The sequence below is a fragment of the Gemmatimonadota bacterium genome, from assembly GCA_026702745.1.
Taxonomy (GTDB): domain Bacteria; phylum JAAXHH01; class JAAXHH01; order JAAXHH01; family JAAXHH01; genus JAAXHH01.
The window spans coordinates 22,571-45,276 of the sequence record JAPPBT010000010.1; the positions used below are offsets into that span (position 1 = coordinate 22,571).

At 63.1% G+C, this 22,706-nt stretch carries 19 protein-coding genes; 7 read left to right on the plus strand and 12 right to left on the minus strand.

Features of this window, described 5'->3' with window-relative positions; genetic code table 11:
• Positions 1 to 17: 17 nt before the first annotated feature.
• From OXH56_01745 to OXH56_01760, 4 genes are all read right to left on the minus strand, one after another.
• Positions 18 to 488, minus strand: coding sequence for a (2Fe-2S)-binding protein (locus OXH56_01745; GenBank protein MCY3554022.1), 471 nt, complete (start codon positions 486 to 488; stop codon positions 18 to 20).
• A 6-nt stretch (positions 489 to 494) separates the two neighbouring features.
• Positions 495 to 1,367, minus strand: a complete 873-nt coding sequence (locus OXH56_01750) for a xanthine dehydrogenase family protein subunit M (protein ID MCY3554023.1) — start codon at positions 1,365 to 1,367, stop codon at positions 495 to 497.
• Between the two features lie 229 nt (positions 1,368 to 1,596).
• On the minus strand, positions 1,597 to 2,532 hold the full coding sequence (locus OXH56_01755; protein MCY3554024.1) for an ATP-binding protein: 936 nt from the start codon (positions 2,530 to 2,532) through the stop codon (positions 1,597 to 1,599).
• A gap of 113 nt (positions 2,533 to 2,645) precedes the next feature.
• Positions 2,646 to 3,749: a Gfo/Idh/MocA family oxidoreductase gene (locus OXH56_01760; GenBank protein ID MCY3554025.1), complete on the minus strand. Its 1,104-nt coding sequence runs from the start codon at positions 3,747 to 3,749 to the stop codon at positions 2,646 to 2,648.
• 393 nt (positions 3,750 to 4,142) lie between these two features.
• Between OXH56_01760 and OXH56_01765 the strand changes: the two genes are divergently transcribed.
• Positions 4,143 to 4,625: a hypothetical protein gene (locus OXH56_01765; protein MCY3554026.1), complete on the plus strand. Its 483-nt coding sequence runs from the start codon at positions 4,143 to 4,145 to the stop codon at positions 4,623 to 4,625.
• 21 nt (positions 4,626 to 4,646) lie between these two features.
• Entirely contained in the window at positions 4,647 to 6,644 is a 1,998-nt protein-coding gene (locus OXH56_01770) for a peptide transporter (protein ID MCY3554027.1), read from the plus strand.
• Here OXH56_01770 and OXH56_01775 read toward each other — a convergent pair.
• Positions 6,638 to 6,991, minus strand: a complete 354-nt coding sequence (locus OXH56_01775) for a spore germination protein GerW family protein (protein MCY3554028.1) — start codon at positions 6,989 to 6,991, stop codon at positions 6,638 to 6,640. The genes OXH56_01770 and OXH56_01775 overlap by 7 nt on opposite strands.
• A 284-nt stretch (positions 6,992 to 7,275) precedes the next feature.
• On the opposite strand from OXH56_01775, the gene lexA reads away from it, so the two are divergent.
• Positions 7,276 to 7,893, plus strand: a complete 618-nt coding sequence (lexA, locus tag OXH56_01780) for a transcriptional repressor LexA (protein ID MCY3554029.1) — start codon at positions 7,276 to 7,278, stop codon at positions 7,891 to 7,893.
• Positions 7,894 to 7,941: 48 nt separating this feature from the next.
• Here lexA and OXH56_01785 read toward each other — a convergent pair whose 3' ends face one another.
• The 7 genes from OXH56_01785 to OXH56_01815 form a co-directional block, all read right to left on the minus strand.
• Complete coding sequence (locus OXH56_01785; protein MCY3554030.1) at positions 7,942 to 8,895, minus strand: aldo/keto reductase; 954 nt, start codon at positions 8,893 to 8,895, stop codon at positions 7,942 to 7,944.
• 61 nt (positions 8,896 to 8,956) lie between these two features.
• Entirely contained in the window at positions 8,957 to 9,913 is a 957-nt protein-coding gene (locus tag OXH56_01790; GenBank protein ID MCY3554031.1) for a histone deacetylase, read from the minus strand.
• Between the two features lie 52 nt (positions 9,914 to 9,965).
• A complete protein-coding gene (locus OXH56_01795; GenBank protein MCY3554032.1) occupies positions 9,966 to 13,391 on the minus strand; it encodes a hypothetical protein in 3,426 nt (1,141 codons plus the stop codon).
• A 3-nt stretch (positions 13,392 to 13,394) separates the two neighbouring features.
• On the minus strand, positions 13,395 to 15,578 hold the full coding sequence (locus OXH56_01800) for a BatA domain-containing protein (GenBank protein ID MCY3554033.1): 2,184 nt from the start codon (positions 15,576 to 15,578) through the stop codon (positions 13,395 to 13,397).
• 36 nt (positions 15,579 to 15,614) lie between these two features.
• Positions 15,615 to 16,526, minus strand: coding sequence for a DUF58 domain-containing protein (locus tag OXH56_01805; GenBank protein ID MCY3554034.1), 912 nt, complete (start codon positions 16,524 to 16,526; stop codon positions 15,615 to 15,617).
• A gap of 74 nt (positions 16,527 to 16,600) precedes the next feature.
• The gene (locus tag OXH56_01810) at positions 16,601 to 17,638 is read right to left on the minus strand and encodes a MoxR family ATPase (protein MCY3554035.1); all 1,038 of its coding nucleotides are present in this window, start codon (positions 17,636 to 17,638) and stop codon (positions 16,601 to 16,603) included.
• 30 nt (positions 17,639 to 17,668) lie between these two features.
• Positions 17,669 to 18,607 carry an SDR family oxidoreductase gene (locus tag OXH56_01815; GenBank protein MCY3554036.1) on the minus strand — a complete coding sequence of 313 codons (939 nt, stop codon included), beginning with the start codon at positions 18,605 to 18,607 and terminating at the stop codon, positions 17,669 to 17,671.
• Positions 18,608 to 18,892: 285 nt separating this feature from the next.
• On the opposite strand from OXH56_01815, the gene OXH56_01820 reads away from it, so the two are divergent.
• The 4 genes from OXH56_01820 (at position 18,893) to lipB (ending at position 22,673) form a co-directional block, all read left to right on the plus strand.
• Positions 18,893 to 19,783: a hypothetical protein gene (locus OXH56_01820; GenBank protein MCY3554037.1), complete on the plus strand. Its 891-nt coding sequence runs from the start codon at positions 18,893 to 18,895 to the stop codon at positions 19,781 to 19,783.
• 21 nt (positions 19,784 to 19,804) lie between these two features.
• Positions 19,805 to 20,959 carry a TIM barrel protein gene (locus tag OXH56_01825; GenBank protein MCY3554038.1) on the plus strand — a complete coding sequence of 385 codons (1,155 nt, stop codon included), beginning with the start codon at positions 19,805 to 19,807 and terminating at the stop codon, positions 20,957 to 20,959.
• 102 nt (positions 20,960 to 21,061) lie between these two features.
• The gene (locus tag OXH56_01830; protein ID MCY3554039.1) at positions 21,062 to 21,904 is read left to right on the plus strand and encodes a carbon-nitrogen hydrolase family protein; all 843 of its coding nucleotides are present in this window, start codon (positions 21,062 to 21,064) and stop codon (positions 21,902 to 21,904) included.
• A 79-nt stretch (positions 21,905 to 21,983) separates the two neighbouring features.
• A complete protein-coding gene (gene lipB, locus OXH56_01835) occupies positions 21,984 to 22,673 on the plus strand; it encodes a lipoyl(octanoyl) transferase LipB (GenBank protein MCY3554040.1) in 690 nt (229 codons plus the stop codon).
• Positions 22,674 to 22,706: the final 33 nt, after the last annotated feature.

The window sequence follows — 22,706 nt, forward strand, 5'->3', positions numbered from 1 at the left end:
GTCCATGAACCGACCGGTCAGGCGCCGTTCCTGGCGTCCAGGACCGCACGGACGATCTTGTCGTACCCCGTGCAGCGGCACAGGTTGCCGGCCAGCCAGTAACGCACCTCGTCTTCTGTGGGGTTCGGGTTCTCGTCCAGCAGCGCCTTGGCGGAAACGATGAATCCGGGCGTGCAGATTCCGCATTGCAGCGCCGCGTGCTCCAGGAACTTCTGCTGCAGCGGATGGAGGTTGGCGGCGGACCCGATGCCTTCGATGGTCGTGATCTCGCACCCGTCGGCTTCGACTCCCAGCACGCAGCAGGAGTTGACCAGCCTGCCGTCCATGATCACGTTGCACGCCCCGCAGTTGCCGTTATTGCACCCTTCCTTGGCGCCGGTGAGATCCAGGTCGTCGCGGAGCACTTCGAGCAGGCTGTTGCGCGGTTCGCAGAGGAAATCGACGGCTTCCCCGTTTATGGTGGTCTGTACATGTACTTTTTTCGACATCGACGGCTACTCCTTGGCTCGTTGAACCGCGCCTTCCACAACCCGGCGCGTCAATACGCTGGTCAGATGCTTGCGGTATTCGGCGGTGCCCCGCATGTCGCTGATGGGCCGGGCCGCGTCGCGGGCGAGGTCGGCCGCCCGCCCAATCGATTCGTCGGAAACGGGCTGTCCGGCCAGGGCGTCCCCGGCCTCCCGCACGAAGAGGGGCGTCGGTGCCACGGCGCCGACGGCGATGCGCGCCGACACGAACGAGGACCGGTCTTCGCTGAGCACGACGGACGCGCCGACGCCAACCACGGCGATGTCCATCTCGTTGCGGGGGATGAAGCGGCGGTAGAAGGCGCCGGAGTTCGGTGCCGGTGCCGGGAAATGGAGCGACACCAGGAACTCGCCGTCCTCCAGCACGGTACGGCCGGGGGCCGTGCAGAAGTCTTCCACGGCCACTTTCCGCGTCCCGTTCGGACCGGCGATTTCCGCCTCGCCGGAAAGGACGATCATGGGGGGAATCGTATCACCCGCCGGGGAGGCGTTGCACAGGTTCCCACCCAGGCTGGCCCTGCCCTGGATCCCCGTGCCGCCCACCAGTCTGGCCGCGTCCATGAGTCCCGGATAGGCCGCGGCGATTTCCGCGTCTCCGTAGATCCGGTAGCAGGGTACGGCCGCCCCGATCGTGAGGCCCGTCGCGGCGTCGTAGGACAACGCGTTCAACTCCGCGATGCTTTTGACGTCCACCACGAGGTCGGTCCGCCTGCGGTTCTCCCGGAGCTGAACGATCAGGTCCGTACCGCCCGCGAGCACACAGGCGTTTTTCCCATGATCGCTGAGCATCACGACCGCATCGGCCACGCTTTCAGGCGTGGCGTAATCGAATGCGTGCAAGACACACTCCTTTGCTGTTTACTTTGAACTGTTGACTGCGAAATCGAAATAGCCGCAAAACCGGGCACCCGGCTACACACGGGTTCAATAAGCGGTTATCGAGAAAAATCCAATCTACATAATTAGGCCGTGCAAAATAACGTGTCAAGCGGGAAAGAAATGCGGTTTCCGAAATATCGTGGCGGGTCGGAAATTACAGCGGTTCGCCCAGTTTGGACCGGCCCCGAATCTACGGTAATTCGCCCAGTTTGAATCGTCCCTCGAGATCGTCCACGAACTGCCGCGCCACCCGGCCGGAACGGCCGCTGGCGCGCTGAAGCCACCGGAGGGATTCCCGTCTCAGCAGTCCCGCGTCCATGTCGAGACCGCGCTGATCGGCGAGATGGCGGACGATCCGGAAATAGGTGTCCTGGGTGATCCGGTAGAAACCGATGGACAGTCCGAACCGGTCGCTCAGCGAGACCTTCTCATCCACGGTTTCCTGGGGGTGGATTTCATCGTCGTCCGGACTGAACCGAAAGGTGTTGTCGGCGAGCTTCTCCGGCATCAGGTGCCTGCGGTTCGACGTGGCGTAGACGAGCACGTTGTCGGGCCGTGCGGTAAGACTGCCCTCGAGGAGCGCCTTGAGCTCGAGATAAATGGATTCGTCTTCCATGAAGGACAGGTCGTCGCAGAACAGGACGAAACGCTCGGGCCGGTCCCACAGTAGTTCGACGATCTCGGGCAGATCCGTCAGGTCCTGCCGGCGGACCTCGATCATGCGCAGGCCCTCGCCGGCGAACCGGGCCAGGAGGCCCTTCACCACCGAAGACTTGCCGGTTCCGCGCTCGCCCCAGATCAGCACGTTGTTCGCGGGCATCCCCCGCACGAACTGGCGGGTGTTCCGCTCCAGGATCCCGATCTCGCGGTCAAGGCCGAAGAGATCGGCCAGGTCCACCAGGTCGGGGTGCACGATCGGTTCCAGGCAGCCCCTTTCTCCACGCTTCCCCCACCGGAACGCGATGGAGCCGGCGAACGCGTCGTCTGACGTGCCGGACTGCCCGGTTCGCCCGGTCGGCCCGCTCCGCCCTTCCGTGTAGGCAGAGACCAGCGTTTCGATTCGGCCCATCAGCCTTTCGAGGCGCGGCAGCAGATCGGACAGGGTTCTTACGGGGTACTCGGGCATGGTTTTAGTATCCACTTTCCTTGCCGGTTCCGCCAGGGAACCAGGGAAGGGTCAGGGATCCAGGCACGGGGCCAGGGATCCACCGTACAGGGCCAGGGATCCAGCGTACAGGGCTAAGGATCCAGCGTATAAGGTGCCAGCCCGAGCGGCAACGGGGCCGGCCGGGCACAGGTACTTTCCAGCGAGATGTGCCGTCCCGATTCCGACGATTCCTCGATGGACAGCATGACGTCCAGCACGTGGCGGGTGAGTTCGCCGCTGGCCCGGTGCGGGCGGCCCGAGCGCAAGGCGTAGACCATGTCCGCCACGCCCAGGCCGCGGCTCTGCTCCTCGTAACCGTGGCTCAGGGGCATCTCGGTCCAGTTTTCCGCGCCGCCGCGGCGCAGTTTCACGGGCCCGCCAAAGGAATTGGGATCCGGCACGCTCAGGGAGCCCTCCGATCCGTAGATCTCGATGCAGGGCAGCTCATGGTGCCATACGTCGAAACTGGTCACGATCGTCCCGACTGGGCCGCTTTCGAACTCGAGCAGGCCCGCCAGGTGCGTGGGTACCTCGACCTCGATTTGTCCGCCGCGAAGGGGCTCGCTCGTTATGGTGCGCACGGGGTGGGTGATGCGCGTAGCGCCCGTAAGCCGGGCGACTGGTCCCAGCAGATTGACCAGGGCCGTGACATAGTACGGCCCCATGTCCAGCATGGGCCCGGCGCCGGGCTTGTAGAAGAAGGCGGGATCGGGATGCCATCTTTCGTGCCCCGCACTCAGCATGAAGGCCGTGGCCGCCACGGGTTCGCCGATCCAGCCGTCGTCGATGAGCTTCCTGCAGGTCTGTATGCCGGCGCCCATGAAGGTGTCGGGCGCCCCGCCCACCAGCTTGCCGGCGCGCTTCGCGAGATCGAGCAAGGCGCGGCCGTCTTCCTTACGGATCGCCATGGGTTTTTCCGAATACACCGATTTGCCATGTTCCAGCGCGGCCCGGGCGATTTCGGCATGGGCGGCGGGAATGGTCAGGTTGATGACGATCTCGATGGAGGGATCGTCAAGCAGGGCTTCCACCGTAAGGGCTTCCACGCCTTCGTATTCGGCGGCTTTGGCCCGCGCCCGTTCCGGGATCATGTCGGCGCAGGCGACCACGTCGAAAGCCTCGAACTTGCGTCCCGCCTCGAAATACACGCTGCTGATGTTGCCGCATCCGATGATGCCCGCCTTGAGCGCCGTCATGGGATTTCGCCTCTAGAGTGCGGTCACTTTACCGTTACAGGAAAGTAAGGTCCACCGCGTCGATGCCGCGGCGGAACGCGCTTCCAGGCCTCCTGCCGCAGCCTCGTGATTCGTCTCCATGCAGCCACGGGAGTTCCACCTGCCAAATGCCCATCACTTCTAATCCGCGGGCCGGTAAACGTCAAGCGAAATATGCCGCCCGGGGGGAACCTGTAATCGCTTGACGTTCACAGGGGGCTTGCCTATAATCTCAATCGTCCCGGAGCGGTGATCCGAACGTGCGAAACCGGTTCGCATCGTCGCCGGAATACATCGAACTTTGCACCATGCCGTACGCCATCCCGTGGCGCCATTCCGTGACGCCATTCTATGGTCTACCCGCCGGAGATAACCTTGATCAAGCAGATACTGAGTTACGGTGTGCTCTTCAGCGTGTTGATTGCGGGGTGCAGCGCGGATGCAGTCGGTCCCGGCAACGTGGCCAGGCCCCTCGTGGGAAACTACGATCTCGAAAGCCGAACGGTCAACACCACCATACAGACGGATTCCGGCAGAACGGAAGAACGGATCGTGCTGGTACCCCCGCTGGTACGCGGACGCCTCCGCCTAAGTACCGACGGCCGGTACGGCCAGGTCGATACGACCATCGTATCGGATTCCACGACGGTCAATATCCAGAACGGACGCTGGAGCGTGCTGGACAACGTGTTCTACTTCGTGACTGATGACAACCAGCAGTACGAGGACCGCTTTACGTTCGACGGCCTGAGACTGGTCCGCAACTCCGAGGAGATCCGCCACGTCTCGGGCAGGTTTTTCAGCGTCACTGACGTCTGGCTCAAACTGCCCGACGCCGAACCCTCCGCGGATCCATAACCCCAACGAAAGCGCCAGGGCATGACCCTCGTCAAGGACGACCTGTCAGCCTCCGCCTTTTCCGACCATCCCCAGGTCTACGAGGAGGGGTTCAATGTAAAGACGGTCATCGGGATCGTCTTTCTTGGGTTGTTCATGATCCCGGGCTCTATCTATCTGAACCTGATCGCGGGGCAGAGCCTCGGGCCTGCGGCGGAATGGACCACGATCATCCTGTTCATCGAAGTCGCGCGCCGGTCCTTCACCACGCTCAGCCGCCAGGAAATCTACATGCTTTACTACGTGGCGGCCAGCCTCACCGCCGGCGTGGGGCTGGCGCTGTCCGGCGGTCCCTTCGCCCAACTCATCTGGTACCAGTATTTCGTCCAGTCCCCCGGTGCCCGGGCCTTCGGCATCGATGACCAGATCCCCTCCTGGATCTCTCCCGGCGCGGATTCCGAAGCCATCGTACTGCGCACGCTGCTGCACGGGGAATGGCTGGTGCCGATCATGCTCATCGCCGTGCTCCACATCTTTAACCGGGCGAGCGCTTTCACCCTGGGTTACGGACTTTTCCGTGTAACGGCCGACGTGGAACGGCTGCCCTTCCCCCTCGCCCCGATCCAGGCGGAGGGCGCCACGGCCCTGGCGGAGAGTTCCGCGGGACAGGAATCGTGGCGCTGGCGCGCCTTCAGCATCGGGGCCATGCTGGGACTCGTTTTCGGCGCGTTCTACATCGGCATACCGGCCGTCACGGGCGCGCTGCTGGCAGAGCCGATCACGCTGATTCCCATTCCTTTCGCCGACCTGACGCGCAACACGGAGAACATTCTGCCCGCCGCGGCCATGGCGGTTGAACTGGGACTGGGGCCGGTGTTGACGGGGTTCGTGCTGCCCTTCTGGATCGTGGTCGGTTCCGCCATCGGCGCGTTGCTTACCGTGGTCGTCAACCCGCTGCTCTACGATTTCGGGATCCTGCGCACCTGGTCGCCGGGCATGGACGCCATCCAGACCACGCTCGTCAACGATATCGATTTCTGGATGAGCGTTCGCATCGGTACGGGATTCGCCGTCGCGCTGATCGGTGGATGGAGCATCCTGTCCGGTCTCAGAAAACGGTCCGGCGGAGCGAGGCGCGAAGGATCAGACGCCGGTACCGGTTCGTCCAGGCCTTTGACGCCGCCCGGCCGGGGGGATTTCCCCATGTCCGTGATCTTCGGCGCCTTCCTGCTCCTCACGGTGGGCTACGTCGTCCTGAGCTGGCGCCTGGTGCCCGGGTTCCCTATCCTATTCTTCGTGTTCTACGGTTTCTTCTATACCCCGCTCAGCTCGTATGCGAGCGCCCGCCTGCGGGCCATCACGGGCGCCGATCTGCAGTTCCCCCTCATCAAGGAGGCCACGTTCATTCTCAGCGGATACAAGGGGGTGGACATCTGGTTCGCGCCGATTCCCATTTTCAACTACGGCGGCCAGGCCCAGGCCTTTCGCGAGGTCGAGCTGACCGGCACCCGGTTCACGAGCGTGCTGAAGGCGGAACTGGTCATGATCCCGGTCCTGCTCGTCTGCAGCCTGCTGTTCTGGCATTTCGTATGGGGACTCGCGCCGATTCCGTCGCAGGCCTATCCCTACGCGCAGAAGTTCTGGCAGCAGCAGGCCACGATGCAGGCGCTGTGGTACTCCAGCACCGCAGGATCGGGATTCGAGTCGAGCTACCTGATCGAGGCATTGAAAATCCCCTACATGGCCGGCGGCGCGGTTTTCGGCGTCCTGGCCTACGCCGTGCTGGCGGCCTTCAACCTTCCCGTCATGCTGATCTTCGGCATGATTGCCAGCGTGGGCACGGTGCCCCACGCCTTCATCCCGCAGTTTCTGGGCGCGTTGCTGGGCAGGTATTACATGGAGCGGAAATTCGGCAGGCGGAGATGGATGCGGTACACGCCGGTCCTGGCGGCCGGCTACGCTTGCGGCACGGGGCTGGTAGGCATGGCCACGGTAGCTGTCGCGCTGATTTCCAAGACCGTGGCGCCCCTGGTCTACTGATCGACGTCGTTACCTTTGCGGGTATACCTCTTCAATTCCTCGATGACGTCCGGCATGATGTCCAGCAACTTGCCCATGGGGCTGCTGGGCGAGTTCATGTGCAGCAGTTGCGCACGGTCCTGCTGGATGACCAGGAAGGCGACCGGCTCGACCGATACGCCGCCGCCGGCTCCCTTCTTCTGGTTGTCCTCGCCGCCGAATCCCCCGGCGCCGAAACCAAGGGACAGCCTGGATACCGGAACCACCCAGGCATCGCCGATCTGCATCGGCTTGCCCACGTGCACCTCGGTATCGGCGATCTGACGCAGTTCCTCCAGCATGGTCTGGATCATTTCATTTACAGGCATGGCGGTCTCCGGTTCATCAGGCCGTGATTCGGTCGGTTCAATATACATGCCGGCCAGCGGCCTGTGCACGTGGTTTTTTGCACCGTACTTTGTACCGTTCTTCGCAACGTCCCGGGTATACGGCGATTCGAGGAATCACGACATGGCCACGAAGGAAATTCGTTTTTTTATTTGACGACTAACCGTATGTTGTGTATATTTTGCAGACATTGACCCTCAAGCAGCACAAAGAAGCACAAAGAAGTACAAAACCTCGCGTATAATGCACCAGGGAGTTCAACTTCATGAAAGCGCTAACGACCAAGCAACAGAACGTATACGATTTTATACGCAAAAAGGTCGGCCGGATAGGGTATCCACCCAGTGTAAGGGAGATCGCGCAACAGTTTGGAATCAGTACTCGCGCAGCTTACGACCACCTTCGGGCGATCGAGAAAAAGGGCTATATCCGCCGCGATCCCATGAAGCCTCGCGCGATAGAAATCGTGGGGTCCAGGGATGCCTCCGCACCGGGTGCCGGCGGCGTCGTCCGGGTCCCCGTCCTCGGCCGTGTAGCCGCCGGGCTGCCGATTCTCGCCGAAGAGAACGTCGAGGAATACATGACTTTTCCGACAGGCATGGTGAAGCAGGACGGGAATGTCTTCGCCCTCGAGGTACACGGGGACAGCATGATCGAAGACGGCATCATGGACGGAGACTACGTTCTGGTCCGTGAGCAGCCCGTGGCCGAGACGGGCGAAACGGTCGTCGCGCTGCTGGACGACGAGGCCACGGTCAAGCGATTCTACCGGCGCAACGACCGCTTCGAACTCGTGCCCGCCCATCCGACCATGGAACCCATCATCGCCGATGAGGTGTCCATCGTGGGCAAGGTGGTCGGGGTATACCGCAGAATGGACTGACCCGCGGATTTCGCGGACAACCAGATCACTCCACTTGAACCACGGCGTTCAGGGAATGCCCCAGTTCCCTGGATTGAGCAGGTAGGGATCGTCCAGCGCCATATCTTCCAATGCCAGCAGAATCTCCTCGCTAAGGCCGCGGCCGTCCGACACAGAGACGGCTTCATCCAGGTATGCCATCCTGTCGGCGCCGACGATTACGGTAGAGATCTCCGCGATAGACAGGACGAAGCGCAGGGCCAGTTCGGGCAGGCTGTATCGGGTCGCGGATTGGATTTCGACCAGCCGGTCGATGTGCGCGACAAGAGGCTTCAGCCTTTCAGGCATGAACCTGTTCTTCTCGGTCAAGGCGCCTTTCAGCAGCACGGACCGCACGATGACGCCCACGCCCTGTCGTTGCGCCTCCGGAATGACCCGTTCCAGGTAGCGGCGGTCCAGGATATTGCAGGGGATCTGCAGGGTGTCCCAACGACCATCCTCGATGACCGCCAGCGCCGCCTCCTCACTGTAGGACGAGTAACCCGCAAACCGGACCTTGCCCGCCTTTCGGGCCCGGTCGAGCTCTTCCATCACCTCGCCGTCCCGGATCATTCGAAGTTCCAGCTCGAGCAGGTCCCGGCCGTGTACCTGCAGCAGGTCGATGTGGTCGGTCTGGAGCCTTGACAGACTCCGGTCGATGGACGCGGCGATGCTCCGCCTCGATTCGGCGTAGTCCAGTCCTTCTTCCAGCCGGTGCACGCACTTGGAGGCGAGCACATATTCGGACCGCCGGCCCCCGAGCGCCCGGCCGATGATCTCCTCGCTGTTTCCGTACAGCGCCGCCGTGTCGATGAAGTTCACGCCTGAATCGATCGCCCGGTTGAGCAGATTCCGGGCGTCGGTCTCCGCGGGCACGCCGGGTTCGCCCTCCGCCTTCAGGCCGTACTCCATGCCCAGCTCGACCGTGCCGAGGGAGACTTCGGAAACGCGCAGTCGGGTTCGCCCCAGGTTTCTGTACTGCACCGTTCGACTCCCGCTGTCAGGGGGAACGCCCCCGCTATGCCCCATGCCGGCCCACCGGCATTCAGGCGTTCATTATGCCTACGTGGTCCGCGGCGCACCGGCCCAGGGCTTCAAGGTCGTAGCCGCCCTCCAGGAGGGAAACCAGCCGGCCCCCGCACGCGTCTTCCGCGAAGTCCAGCACCAGGCGGGACATGACCTGGAAACCCGCATCCGTGACCAGGGTACCGGAGAGCGGATCGTCCACGTGGGCGTCGAACCCCGCCGAAAGGATGAGGAGATCCGGGCTGTATGCTTTCATGGCCGGCAGGATCGTGCCGCGCAAAGCATCGACGAAAACCTCGTCGCCGGATCCTGCGGAGACCGGCACATTCAACGTGTAACCCGTACCTTCTCCCGTGCCTTTCTCCCGCTCCGCGCCGGTGAAGGGATAGAGGGGCGACTGGTGAACGCTGAGATAATACACGGACGGGTCTTCCTCGAAAATCTCCTGGGTCCCGTTGCCATGATGGACGTCCCAGTCCAGCACAGCCACCCGTTCCACCCCGAACTGCGACTGGGCGTACCGAGCCGCGACGGCGGCGTTGTTGTAGATGCAGAAACCCATTCCCCGGTCGGATTCGGCGTGATGACCGGGAGGCCGGGCGACGCAGAATACACGGTCCGCTTCCCCGGTCAACACCGCGTCGACCGCCCGCATGGCCGCGCCGGCGGCCAGCCTGGCCACGTTCTCGGATGCCGAGGAAACGGTGGTGTCGCCAGTGGGCAGATTCCGGTATCCCCTACCGCACCAGTCGACTACGGCGTCGACATAGGCCGCGTCGTGGACGGCCTTGATCCGCGCCTCGTCGGCCGGCGCGGGCGAGAGGCCCAGCAGGCCGGCCTGCTGGGCGCCGGCGGGCATGTCGCCGGACACGCCCAGGTGGGCAAGCACGGAGGTCATGCGACCGGGCCGCTCAGGATGATAGGGACCTGTATCGTGCAGGAGGAAGTCGGGGTGGGTGATCAATGCGGTGGGCATGTTGTCGCGACAGGGACGAAGGTCTCCGGGAACCGGACCAACGGCAGGGTCTTCAGTTGCGGTTCCCATTCCTGGATAGATTCTCGAAATAGTCGTTCACCAGGTCCCGGTACCCCGGCGGGACATCCTCTTCCCGGGCGAGGTAGAGCCGTTCGCTCCGGCGCATGTCCCGGACTTCCGCCCGCAGGCCATCGTAGTAGTCCACGAGACTGCGGGCCATGTTCAGGTGGAGCTCGTTCCATGCTCCCCGGTCGATCTTCCACGGTTCGTCACCCAGGGCGAGCGCCCGGTCCAGGTCGTCCTGCAGCTGGCGCGACTCCCGGGACATCTGCGGGACCTGTCCCGAAAGGTCCCGAAGGCGTTGCAGCTGACGCTGGTAATCCCTCGAGATCTGATCGAGCGTCTCTGAATTGGGAATACCGCGGTTCAACCGGTAGAGCCGGCGCTGCAGTTCCTGCCAGTCGGACATGGCTTCCCGCGCGCTGTCCTGCGTCCGGGCGAGGTGGTCCATGTCCCGGGTAATCAACTTGTCCCGCGCGGTGCGGACCATTTCTGCGAGCCGGTCCAGCACCGCGGAGATCTCCGCCTCCGTTCGGGCGGACTGGTCCAGGGAATTCCGGTTCAAAAGGCGCTTCGACCGCTCGATCTCTTCGCTTAACCGTTCCTCATCGATCATCTCGACGGCCCGGTCCGCTGCCGCCGCCGTCTCGGGCTGCACCCGGGACGAACTCCTGGCGAGGAATTCCAGGTCTTTCTCGAGACGTTCGAGATCCGAACGGATTTCCTCCTTCGCCCCCTCCAGACCCCTCATCCGATCGCGCAGGAACCGGTCCAGGCGCCGCTCCTTCGATGACTCGTCCAACCCGCCGCGCCGTGAATCGATCGCGTCCAGGCGATTGAGAATGCCTTCGTATCCGCCTTCTTTCTCCTCCTTCAGCGCGTTGACGTTCCGTTCGAGCTGCTCCTGCCGGACGGCAAGCTGGTCCGCCTGCTTTACGGCTTCCCGCGCCAGCCGCTCCAGCGACGCACCCTGTGCCCGCTGCAGTTGGCTGGACGCGTCGGCCAGATGCCGCGCGGCCTGGGCGCCGCCTTCCGCCGCCGTCTGGAGGCGGTCCCTGCGCAGTTGCTCGATTGATTCGCCCATCGACTCGGAACTCTCGCGCAGGTCGCGGTCCGCCTGGTCCAGCATGGGACGTTGCGCTCCTGATTGCGTGCCGCGCGCGTCCGAGGGATTCCTGGCTCCGGAAAGCGACCGGGCGATCTCCTCCGTCTCCGCCCTGAGATCCCGCTGGGTCCTGGTCAGCCGGTCCAGTTCCCTCCGGCGCTCGGCTTCCGGGCGTTCTTCGTCGTCCGCCAGCTTCTGAATCCGCTCATTCACGCGCTGTTGGCGCCGGGCCAGGTCCTGGACCCGTTGCTGGTGCTCGTCGATGCTCTGTTCCCGTTCCCGTTCCAGGGCCGGTTGGTCAGGGACCTCGTACCTGTTCCGCTCGTCATCCAGCTCGAGTTCGGAGGTGTCCGACAGGTCGAGTGGCGCCCTGCCCGACATACTGCGTTGCTGGCTCACCGTGAACTCCCGCATCTGCGCATCGAGCCTCGTGAGGTACATGAGCGCCTCGCGTTCGTGGGCAAGTGCCTCGTCGATTTCACCTGAACGAAGCGCTTCGGAAGCCGACGCCATCGGCGTCTGCGCCAGTTCCAGCGATTCGACCATCTTCATGGCTTCCTGCGAGATGCCGACCATGAAACGCATGAACATGAGCGCTTCTTCCACCTGCCCCCGCAGTTCGTCCTGGACCGCCGCGATGGCCTCGAGGTCCCCTTCCACCCGGGTACCGGGTTCCGCCGCGAGCGTCCGCTTAACCCGCCACGTCGCCGAGATGATCTCCTTCTGCTTGCGGGAGAGCTGTCTCGTCTGCATCACGTCGTCCCCTGCTCCTCCCCCGCCGCCTCCGCCTCCGCCTTCAGCCTGGCGGTAGGTTGCATCGAATGGCTTGATCTCGATAAAGTAGATATCCGTCGCGGATGTGCCGGCTTCAGTCCTGCGGTCGCCCGCCTCCGCGTAGTAGGCGACGAAATCTCCCGGCTGGACCCCGAGGTTCTCGAGGTAAACCACGTGTTCTCCCTCCCAGACCGTGCCGCTCGATTCGCGCTGCAATGCGCCCAGGTCCACGACGACTTCGTCGCCGCCGTTCACCGCGTAGTTGAGGGAAAAGGACGCCAGGCCGAAGTCATCCTCGGCCTCGGCGCGTATCAGGACTTCATCGACGGGGGAAACCCGCGTGTCTCGCTCCGGTTCGAGGATGGCCACCCGGGGTGCGCGGTCCTGAAGCGCCCGGACGTAATACTCCACCGGGTCGTCGTTCGCGATGCCGTCTGAATCCACCACGTGTATCGAGTAGGAAAGGTCCTCGCGCACGACGAAGGCACCCTCGAGGTCCTCCCCGGCCACTTCCAGTTCAAGGGACCGGCCGTCGCTGAAGCGCATCGCGCCGGATACCACCGGTTTGCTCGCCGTGATGCGCAGGGCGACCCGCGTGCCCACCGGCGCCGTGATGTCTCCGCGGTCTTCCTCGGTCTTCGGGACGAGTTCCATGTAGTCCGGGAATGCGTACCTGGCGTCGATCCGTTCGACATAGGGCGGATCGATGGCGGTAATCTGGAATTCACCCGACCGGGTTTCGGAGACGGCGACGTAGTACCGAGCGTTCTCACCGATCCCGTGGATATCGCCGGCGAAGGTCCGCTCGCCGTCCGTCCCATACAGATCCAGTGTCGACCAGTCTTCGTCCTGTCCGAACCGGACGAACAGGCTCGGATCCGGGGCAAGACCGCTGCCCAGGATGGCGGTGACAGTCAGGCTGTCGCCGCGTTTCACCCGCACGTCACCGGGTTCCACGCGTATGCCGACGGGCAGGGCCGGTTCCAATTGGGTCCACGATACCAGGCGGAGGGCGGACCGGCCGAAATAGCCGGGTTCAATCAGGATCATGACGGCGAGGACCAGGACGGCGCCGGCCGCGGCAGCCTGAAGGCGGGCGTGGCGCCTGCGGTCCACGATCTTCTTGTATTCGATCTGCTCGGTATAACCGGCTACGTACTCCAGCACCTGGTCCATCAGGTCCTTCTGGGGTCGCCGGAGCTGCGCGTCGCCGTATTCCACGGCGCTGACCAGGGCGTCGTTCAGCGCGGGATGCCGTTCTTCAATATAACGGGCGATCTGCAGGTCCGTGGGCGATTGACGGAGCGGCGCGAGCAGAAACCTGAAAGCCAGCCAGCCGAGGATCCCAGCGGTGGCGGCCAGGAAGAGGACCCTGGCCAGTCCACCGGGGTCGAAGAAATGAACGACCGTCACGCCGATGAGGAAGAGCATGACCCCGGTGATCGCGATGACCGAGACGCCGCGGAAGACCAGCATGGCACGCCAACGGCGAAGTACGCTACGCAGGGCATCTTGAAGGATGGATCGTTCCGTCGACATGGATCACCTGTGCGTTCGATTCGCCAGCAGGGTCTCTCCGAGGACCAGGGCGATGAGCGTGAATCCCAGGATCCACCAGAGCCCCTGGCGGCGTTCAACTTCGGCGTCCCGGACCAACCGGTCCTGCGACTCGGTTTCCCGTGCTTCCGGACTCACGGCCACGGGATTGATCAGGGCCGCGGCGAAGGCTTCCGCGTCCATCCTGGTGAAGTCGGATTCACGGGTGTCGAGGTTGACCGCGAAGGTCTGCCGCCCTACCGCCGACTGCACCCGGTACAACCCCGGTTGACGCGTCTGCGTGAACAGCTTCCTGCCCGACCGGGACGTTTCCACCGGGACCAGCTCGCCGGATGGAAGTTCCACGTGTTGCGCGTCGTCCGGCAGCCTGACGGCCTCCCCCGCGAGGCGGTACAAACCGGCCCCGCGCTCGTGCATCGATCCGCGGGAGGCCAGGTAGTCTATACTCTCGTACAGAAAAGGAACGAACACCTCCCGTATGGGAAAATCGGTCCACGCAAGGTCGAAGGTGGACAGGACCAGGAACGTGCGGCCGTTTCCCAGGGGCTTCTCCGCGACGGCGGCGGCGCCGTCATCGAAACGAGCCGGGACCGACGCCGAGGAGTCCGGTTCGAACCGTGCTGTGCGGTAGAATCGTACCGTTCCGAAATCACCGTGCCGGGGACCGGAAAAGGGCTGGAAGACAGGGTGCTGATAATTCACGTCCGTCAGCAAACGGTACCGGTCTCGCGGGCTGTCCGGCGACGAAAGCGATGCAATGCGTCCCGGCAGCAGTTCGCCGAAGGATGAATTGAATATACCCGAAGATACGGCGGGATTCAAGGCGATTATCAGACTGCCGCCCGATCGCACGTACCCGGTCAGTCTGTCCTTCGCGGCCCTGGGCAGGACGGACAGGTTGGCCGAGACGACCACGTCGTATTCCGACGGATCGATGGCGGTCAGCACGTCCGGTGACCGAACGTCCACGACGACCGGCGGGTCGAGGCGCAGCGACAGCGCCTGGGACAGGTAGTACGCGGCCTCCGACGGTCGGTCCGGCCGCGATCTTTCCTCCAGGCAGAGGACCCGCACGGGCGTAGGCGCGTTCACGGTAAAGTAAAATCGGTTGTCCACCGGGAGCGCATCTGCCCCCAGTATCACTTCGCCCGTATTCGTGGCCGATCCGAAAGTCTGCCGGAAGAGCTCAACCCGGCCGGAGCGCGGGGGAATGTCGACCCGCCGCTTCCCGGTCTCGATCCCGTTGACCCGGAGCGTGACCTCGTCCCGGAAGGGTGCTTGTCCGAAGTTTCTTATCCGGACAGCCACCTCCAGGATACGGCCACCCTCGGATAGCGTGCGTGCCTCCCCGTCCGGCGTGCGTGCCTCCCCGTTCGGCGTACGACCTTCTCCGTCCAGTGCGGCCGACGACACTCCGCTGGTGAAGGCCGACGATTCCCCGCTGGCAACGGTCGGGATCTCCACACCGGTGACGGCGGAATTTTCGTCCTGCGCGTCGCCCACGTCGATCATCCGGAGCTGGATGCCCGGACTGAGCCTCCATCCCCCGGACCGTGGATTCCAGCCGGACTGTTGGAAATCCGAAACGAGGTAGACCGTCCGGCGGTCGAAGTCCGACCCGCTTAACTGGTCGTCGGCGGCGCGCAACGCCTCCACGTAGTCCGTCGCCTGGTAAGTCGCATTGACTTCGGTGTCCAGCAGCACGGGCAGTTCGGATTGGTTCGACCCAAGCTCCCGTACGACCTGTGCCTGGACGGCGAAGGTCAGCAGCGCCGCCTGGTCACCGGTCTGCAGATCGTTCAGGATATCGGCCGCCTGTCTCTTCGCCAGGGCGATGCGGTTCCCATATCCCATGCTGTAGGAGGTGTCGACCAGGATGGCCACCGCTTCAGGCTGGGTGCCCGCGAAGACGGTTTCCTCCTGGTCCCGAAGGAAGGGCCGTGCGAAAATCACGGCCAGGAGCGCGCAGGCCGCCATGCGCAGCAGCAACAGCAGGAGGCGGCGGAATCGCTGCTGCCGGACAATGGCCCGTTGGGACGAGACGAGGAAACGGACCATGCTGAACACGTGGATCCCGGCCCGCTGCCTTCGCACCAGGTGCAGGATCAGCGGTACCGCGGCGCCCAGCGCGCCGAAGAGGAACGTGAGATTCAGGAAGGCCAGGTCCATGACGCGTACCTGCGTGAGCGATGCACGGGTGAAGCTCTATCTTTTCACCATGCGCCTGCTCAGATAGGAAAAAAGCGCGAAGTCCAGCGGCCGGTCGGTCTCCATGCGTTCATAGTCGACCTGGATCTTCGCGCAACCGGTCCGGATCGATTCCATGAATTCCTCTACCGCCGCCAGGTAGTCCTCCCGGATGGCCGACGGCGCAACCGTGATCCGTTCGCCGGTCTCCGGGTCGTCGAACCGTGCGGTCTCGCTGAATGGGAAGGTGAGTTCTTCCCGGTCGACGATGTGAAAGACCAGTACTTCGTGACCCTTGAAGCGAAAGTGCATCAGGGCGTTCATCATCTGCTCGACGTCGTCGATCAAATCGGAAATGAGGATGACCATTCCCCGCCTCGGCATCGATTCGGCGAGTTCGTGGAGAGGTTTCCCCATATCGGTCCCTTCGTCCGCGCGCAGTCCATCCAGGGCGGAGTGAATGGCGTGCCACTGGGTGTTTTTCGAACTGGGCGGCAGGTAGTCGTGTACGGCCCGGTCGAAGGTGACGAGTCCCACCCCGTCACCCTGCCGCAGTATGAGATACGCCAGTGAAGCCGCCAGGTAGGAACCGTATTCGAGCTTGTCCAGTGCGGTCGTCGCCGTGGCCGGCTGTCCGCCGTAACCCATGGACGCGCTGCGGTCGAGGAGTATCACACACTGCAGGTTCGTCTCGTCCTCGTATTCCTTGACGTAGTACCGGTCCGACCGCGCAACGGCTTTCCAGTCCACGTGCCGGATGTCGTCACCCGGCGTATACTGCCGGTATTCCACGAACTCCACGCCGAAACCCCGGTACGGGCTCTTGTGGAGGCCGGAAACGAACCCTTCGACCACGATGCGGGCGCGCATTTCCATGGAGGAGAGACTGGAGAGCGTCCTCGGGTCCAGGAAGCGGGGTACTTCGGTCATGTCGGTGCCGTTGACTGATATGAGGGGTACATGCCGGACTGCGGCGCCCGTTACATGCCGGACTGCGGTGCCCGTTACATGCCGGACTGCGGCGCCGGTACGGTCTCGAGCAGCCGGTCGACAATGCCCTCGGAGGTGATCTTCTCCGCTTCTGCGTAGAAATTGGTCAGGATCCGGTGACGCAGGACCGGGTGGGCGAGGGCGCGTATGTCGTCGCAGGAAACGTGTCCCCGGCCGTCGAGCAGGGCCCGTGCCTTGGCGCCCAGGATCAGGTACTGGGAGGCGCGCAGCCCGGCCCCCCAGGAAACCCAGTTCTTCACGAATTCGGGCGCTTCCTCGCCGGACGGCCTACTCGCGGATGCCAGGCGAACGGCGTACCGGGCAACCTGCTCGGAGACCAGGACTTCCCGGACCAGGCGCTGGTAGTCACGGACCACCTCGCCGGACAGGACGGTGTCGACCGAGACCGTCTCGGCAGAGGTGGTCGCACGGGCTACGGCCACTTCGTCGTCTTCTTCGAGATACTCGATGTGGATGTTGAACATGAACCGGTCGAGCTGCGCCTCGGGCAGGGGATAGGTCCCCTCCAGCTCGATGGGGTTCTGGGTGGCGAGGACGAAGAAGGGTTCGACCAGCTGAAATGTCGTGCGGCCGGTGGTAACGCGGTGCTCCTGCATGGCTTCGAGCAGGGCGGCCTGGGTCTTGGGCGGCGTCCGGTTGATCTCGTCCGCCAGTACGATGTTGCCGAAGATCGGGCCCTTGATGAAGGTCAGTGAGCGCTGTCCCGTGGCCTTGTCCTCTTCCAGGATCTCGGTCCCGGTGATGTCGGCCGGCATGAGGTCCGGGGTGAACTGGATGCGCCGGAACTCCAGGTCCAGCACTTCGGCGAAAGTCTTGATGAGCAGAGTCTTTGCCAGGCCGGGCACGCCGGTCACGAGGCAGTGCCCTCCCGCGAACAGGGCAATCAGCACCTGTTCCAGGACGTCCTCCTGGCCGGTGATCACCTTGCGCACTTCGGCCAGAATCTTCTCCCGACCCTCCTGGAAGGCTTCTATGCGTACCTGCCGGGGTCCTTCTTCGGTTGCGTGCTGCGCTGTGCCGCTCGTCGTCATCGGCCGGGGTCCTTTCCGCCGGGCGCCTGATCAGGCGTTCCCGTCCAGGGATCTGAAATACGCGATGGTTTTCTCCATGCCTTCCTCGAGGGAGACCTCGGCTTTCCAGCCCAGGATCTTCCGCGCCCTTGTCGTGTCGGGACGCCGCAGTTGGGGATCGTCCTGGGGAAGGGGCCGGAAGACGATCTCGCTGCCGGAGCCACAAAGGCGGATGATAGTGCGGGCGAGTTCGAGAATGGTGATCTCGTTCTCGTTACCGATGTTCACCGGATCGTGCTCGCCGGATCGCATGAGCCGCACGATGCCTTCCATGAGGTCTTCGTAGTAGCAGAAACTGCGGGTCTGTTGTCCTTCTCCGAATACCGTCAGCGGTTCGCCCTTGAGCGCCTTGGTGATGAAGGACGGCGCGACGCGGCCGTCCGCGGGTCTCATCCGGGGACCGTAGGTGTTGAAGATCCGGACGATCCGCGTGTCGATTCCGTGTTTCCGGCGGTAGGCCATGGTCAGGGCTTCCGCAAAGCGCTTGGCCTCGTCGTAGACCCCTCTTACGCCGATGGGATTGACGTTGCCCCAGTAACTCTCCGGCTGGGGGTTGACCTGGGGATCGCCGTAGACCTCAGAGGTGGACGCGAGGAAAAAGCCCGCGCCCTTGGATTTGGCCAGACCAAGGGCGTTGTGGGTACCCAGGGCGCCGACCTTCAGGATCTGGATGGGGACGCGCTCGAAGTCGATCGGACTCGCCGGACTGGCGAAGTGCATGACGAAGTCCACCTCGCCTTCGATGTCCAGGAATTCCGAAACGTCCCGCTGGAGATAGGTGAATCCTTCATTTTCCAGGATATGGGAGATGTTCACGGTCCGGCCCGTGATCAGGTTGTCCACGGCGACGACCCGGTGTCCGTCCGCCAGCAGACGGTCGCACAGATGGGATCCCAGAAAACCCGCACCACCGGTTACGACAACGCGCAAGGACGTTTCCTTTGCGTGGCATGGAAGGTCACAAATTCCTGCAGGACAAAGGTGAAAAATACGGGAATTTCACTTTGAATGTCAAGCGCTCTTTTGAGGCCGGATCTGCCTGTTGACAGGCGCTATTTTCACTCCTATAATCTTGATTTGACACGACAATTTCAGTCTCACGCAGCCGGATCTCAATCCGCATAGCCGTATCAAGGTTGCACTGACAACCGGGCACGAGGATGCCGGGCACGAGGATGCCGGGCACGTAGATGCTGGCGAGACGCCAATAGGACCATGTCAAAAAGCTACAAGGCACTGACCGAATCGGACGTAGACTATTTCATTCGTCGAGGGCATGTCGTCCTGCGGGACTGTTTCTCGAGAGAACTGGCCGCCGACTGGCGCGCGTTCGCCTTCAGTCGTCTCGGCTACGATCCTGATGATGCCGCGACCTGGGAGGAATCGCGCGTGCATCTTCCATCGATGAACCAGGTACCGATTCGCGAAGCCGCGCCGAAAGCATGGGACGCCATCTGCGACCTGCTGGGTGGTGAGGACAGACTGGCGAATACCCAGCCGTCCTGGGGAGATGGTTTCATCATCAACTTCTCATACGGCGCGGACGAGGTTTGGGAGCCACCGGAGACCCTTCGCCAGGGCTGGCACAAGGACGGAGATTTCTTCAGGCACTTCCTGGACAGTCCGGAGCAGGGATTATTGACAATCGTCGTATGGTCCGACATACTACCCGGAAGCGGCGGCACGTTTGTCGCCTGTGATTCGGTGGAGCACGTCGCGCGGCATCTTCATGCAAATCCACAGGGCCTGCTGCCCAGCGGCAGTTTCGGCCATTTGATTTCAGACTGCAGGGACTTCGCGGAAATCACGGGCAACGCGGGAGACGTCGTACTGTTGCATCCGTTCATTCTGCACTCCGCGTCCCGGAACCCGTCAGGCCGTGCCCGCTTCATCACCAATCCCCCGGTCGCGCTCAAGGAACCGATGGATTTCAATCGCGACGATCCCGAGGACTTCTCTCCGGTGGAACGGGCCGTCCTATCGGGACTGGAAAGAGAACGCCTGGATTTCAAACCGGCCGCGCCGCGGGAACGATTGGTGCCCGATCGTGTCAGACGTCAACGAGAGATGCTGGAAGATCAGAAAAAACGACTCGCCATGGGCTAACGCATTCTACAGGAGATGGTTATGTTAGCAGACCTTCGGGACCAGGCCACGGTGCGCAGTGGCGATGACCTCGTGCGCCACCTTAAGGAGTTTTCGCTCGAACTGAAGATCTCGGCCGGCGTCTGGTTTTTCTCGCCGTCCCAGATCCGGTTTCACGAAGCCTACATGGAGCCCTATTCCATCGAGGAACGCCTGGCCATCGCCGGCGAAATGGCGGAATACGGACTGTGCGGCATCGAGGCCCACTATCCCAATGAAATCAACGAGGATAACGCCCATCTCTACCAGCAACTGGAAAAGGACACGGGCGTGCGGCTGATCACGGTGATCCCCAACCTCTTCTGGGATGCGCAGTTCGAATTCGGGTCCCTTTCGTCCCCCGTGCCCGAGGCGCGCCGCGCCGCCATCGACCGGGTGATCGAGACGCTGCGGATGAACCGGGAACTGGACACGGACTTCATGGTCGTGTGGCCCGGCGGCGACGGCTATGAACTCAATTTCGGGACCGATTTCTACGCTATGTGGGACCTCTTCGAGTCGGGCCTGGCCGAGGCGCTGGACGCCGTGCCCGGGATCCGGACGGCCATCGAACCCAAACCCTATGAACCCCGGGGGAACAACATCTACCGGAACACCACGGACGGCATCCTGATGGCCCAGAACGTGGACGAGCGGCTCCGGGCCCCCGAGAACCGGGCGCTGATCGACGAGGGCCACGCCATCGTGGGCCTGAATCCGGAACTCGGCCACGTCCTGATGGGCTTCGAGGATTTCCCCTATGCCCTGAGCCGAATCCTCCGCCAGGGCCGGCTGGCCCACACCCACTGGAACAGCCAGCCCCTGGGCAATTACGACCAGGACCTGCAGGTCGGCATCGTATCGCCGGAGCAGATTTTCGCCGGCATGTACGCACTGAAGATGTACGGCTACCGGGGTTACATGGGCATCGACATCTTTCCGGAGCGCATCCCCATCCGGCAGGCCCTCATCAATTCCATCGACCGCATGAAGGCCATTGCCGAAATGACCGAACGGGTAGACCACGAGCTTGTCGTGGCCTGCATGGAGCGTCCCGATCTCAACCGGGGCGTCATCGAAGCCCACCTGACCCGGCTCTTCCATCCTTCCTCGACCGGATTGAGCGCCATGCCTGCGTACCGGAAGGGTCAGGAATAGGGTAACGGTTCCCTTCCGGCAACTTCGGGCAACTTCGGCAACTTCCGGCCTGTGAAGGCGTATAATCCCGAAACATATGCTACAGGCAGAACGGGGGGAGAAATGCCAGACACTATACGGGTCGCCGGCGTGCAGATGGACCTGAAACTCGCCGAGACCGAACAGAATCTCACCAGGGTGTTCGACGCCATGCAGTCGGCCTCCCGCGAGGGGGCGGACCTGGCCGTGTTTCCCGAGTGCGCGCTGACCGGGTACTGTTTTTACGACCTGGACGAAGCCCGGGCGTACGCCCAGCCCGTGCCCGGGCCTTTCACGGAGCGTCTCGAGCGCCGGTGCCGCGAACTCGACATCCACGTGATCATCGGCTTGCTGGAGGCCGACGGTTCAGTTTTATACAACACGGCGGCCCTCATCGCCCCCAACGGGCTGATCGGGCACTACCGCAAGATCCATCTGCCCTATCTCGGGGTCGATCGCTTTCTGTCCCCCGGCGACCGTCCTTTTCGCGTCTACAGTTCGGATGTGGGCCGCATCGGCCTCAACATCTGTTACGACGCGGCGTTTCCGGAGAGCGCCCGGGTGATGATGCTCCATGACGCGGAACTGATCGCCCTGCCCACCAACTGGCCGGTCGGCGCGGACTGCAACACAGAGTTCGTGATCAATACGCGCGCCTTTGAGAACCGCGTCAATTACATTGCCGTCAACCGGGTCGGGAGGGAGCGCGGGACCAATTTCATCGGGCAGAGCAAGATCGTCGATTTCACCGGGCGTACGCTGGCGGAAGGTGACCGGTCCCGCGAGGAGATCATCTTCGCCGACCTGGACCTTGCCGGCGCCCGGGAGAAGCACATCGTAAACGTGGCCAAGGCCTACGAACTCGACCGCCTGGAAGACCGGCGGGTAGAGTTCTACGGACCCATCGTCGAGGGAGAAAAACCTTGACAGAACGGACCTCCGGAACATAGGTTGTCCGGGGTACAGGGCCTGGAATATACGAGGTCGACGGGCATGAGGAGGGCAGGTGCTGCCTTGCTGGGTTGTTCGGGCCAAGCGGACCGGCACGATGGAATATGGCGTGGCGCTGTCTCTTCAGCGGAGTCTGCTCGCGGCACGTCGTTCCGGCCTGATTGACAACGTGCTCCTGTTGCTCGAACACCCTCCCACGTACACGATCGGTCGTCGGCTGAGAGCCAGTGAACACCTGCTCTACGGGGAAGAAACGCTCCGGACTCGCGGCATTCGGGTCTACGAAACCGACCGGGGCGGAGACATCACCTGCCACGGTCCCGGCCAGCTGGTGGGGTACACGATCTTCGATATCGCGGCATGGTACCAGGACGTCTATCGGTACCTGCGCGATCTCGAGGCCGCAATCATCGGATGCCTGGCAGATTTCGGCATCGAGGGACGCCGCCTGGAAGGGATTACCGGGGTCTGGGTGGATGACCGGAAGGTTGCGGCCCTGGGCATCCGGGTCAGCTGGTGGGTCGCCATGCACGGGTTTTCCGTGAACGTGGGGCCCGACCTCTCTCTGTACGAGGGCATCGTCCCGTGCGGCATCGCCGACCGCGAGGTCACCTCGATGGAGCGGCTGCTCGGCCGGACGATATCGATGGAGGAGGTCGAGGAAAGCCTTCTCCGAAACCTGGGCGATGTCTTCGGCATGGCTTTCGAGGAGACGAGCCTGCCCGAACTGCGGCAAAGACTATGATCAGAACAAGCCACACCGCTCCCTGGAGGCGCC

What these genes read in the sequence shown, in the direction of transcription:
- OXH56_01800 (MCY3554033.1), bottom strand. Translation starts at nt 15,578, where the DNA reads ATGGACCTGGCCTTCCTGAATCTCACGTTCCTCTTCGGCGCGCTGGGC.
- OXH56_01830 (MCY3554039.1), top strand. Translation starts at nt 21,062, where the DNA reads ATGCCAGACACTATACGGGTCGCCGGCGTGCAGATGGACCTGAAACTC.
- OXH56_01795 (MCY3554032.1), bottom strand. Translation starts at nt 13,391, where the DNA reads ATGTCGACGGAACGATCCATCCTTCAAGATGCCCTGCGTAGCGTACTT.
- lexA (MCY3554029.1), top strand. Translation starts at nt 7,276, where the DNA reads ATGAAAGCGCTAACGACCAAGCAACAGAACGTATACGATTTTATACGC.
- OXH56_01810 (MCY3554035.1), bottom strand. Translation starts at nt 17,638, where the DNA reads ATGACGACGAGCGGCACAGCGCAGCACGCAACCGAAGAAGGACCCCGG.
- OXH56_01760 (MCY3554025.1), bottom strand. Translation starts at nt 3,749, where the DNA reads ATGACGGCGCTCAAGGCGGGCATCATCGGATGCGGCAACATCAGCAGC.
- OXH56_01790 (MCY3554031.1), bottom strand. Translation starts at nt 9,913, where the DNA reads ATGCCCACCGCATTGATCACCCACCCCGACTTCCTCCTGCACGATACA.
- OXH56_01820 (MCY3554037.1), top strand. Translation starts at nt 18,893, where the DNA reads ATGTCAAAAAGCTACAAGGCACTGACCGAATCGGACGTAGACTATTTC.
- OXH56_01805 (MCY3554034.1), bottom strand. Translation starts at nt 16,526, where the DNA reads ATGACCGAAGTACCCCGCTTCCTGGACCCGAGGACGCTCTCCAGTCTC.
- OXH56_01755 (MCY3554024.1), bottom strand. Translation starts at nt 2,532, where the DNA reads ATGCCCGAGTACCCCGTAAGAACCCTGTCCGATCTGCTGCCGCGCCTC.
- OXH56_01775 (MCY3554028.1), bottom strand. Translation starts at nt 6,991, where the DNA reads ATGCCTGTAAATGAAATGATCCAGACCATGCTGGAGGAACTGCGTCAG.
- OXH56_01825 (MCY3554038.1), top strand. Translation starts at nt 19,805, where the DNA reads ATGTTAGCAGACCTTCGGGACCAGGCCACGGTGCGCAGTGGCGATGAC.
- OXH56_01745 (MCY3554022.1), bottom strand. Translation starts at nt 488, where the DNA reads ATGTCGAAAAAAGTACATGTACAGACCACCATAAACGGGGAAGCCGTC.
- OXH56_01770 (MCY3554027.1), top strand. Translation starts at nt 4,647, where the DNA reads ATGACCCTCGTCAAGGACGACCTGTCAGCCTCCGCCTTTTCCGACCAT.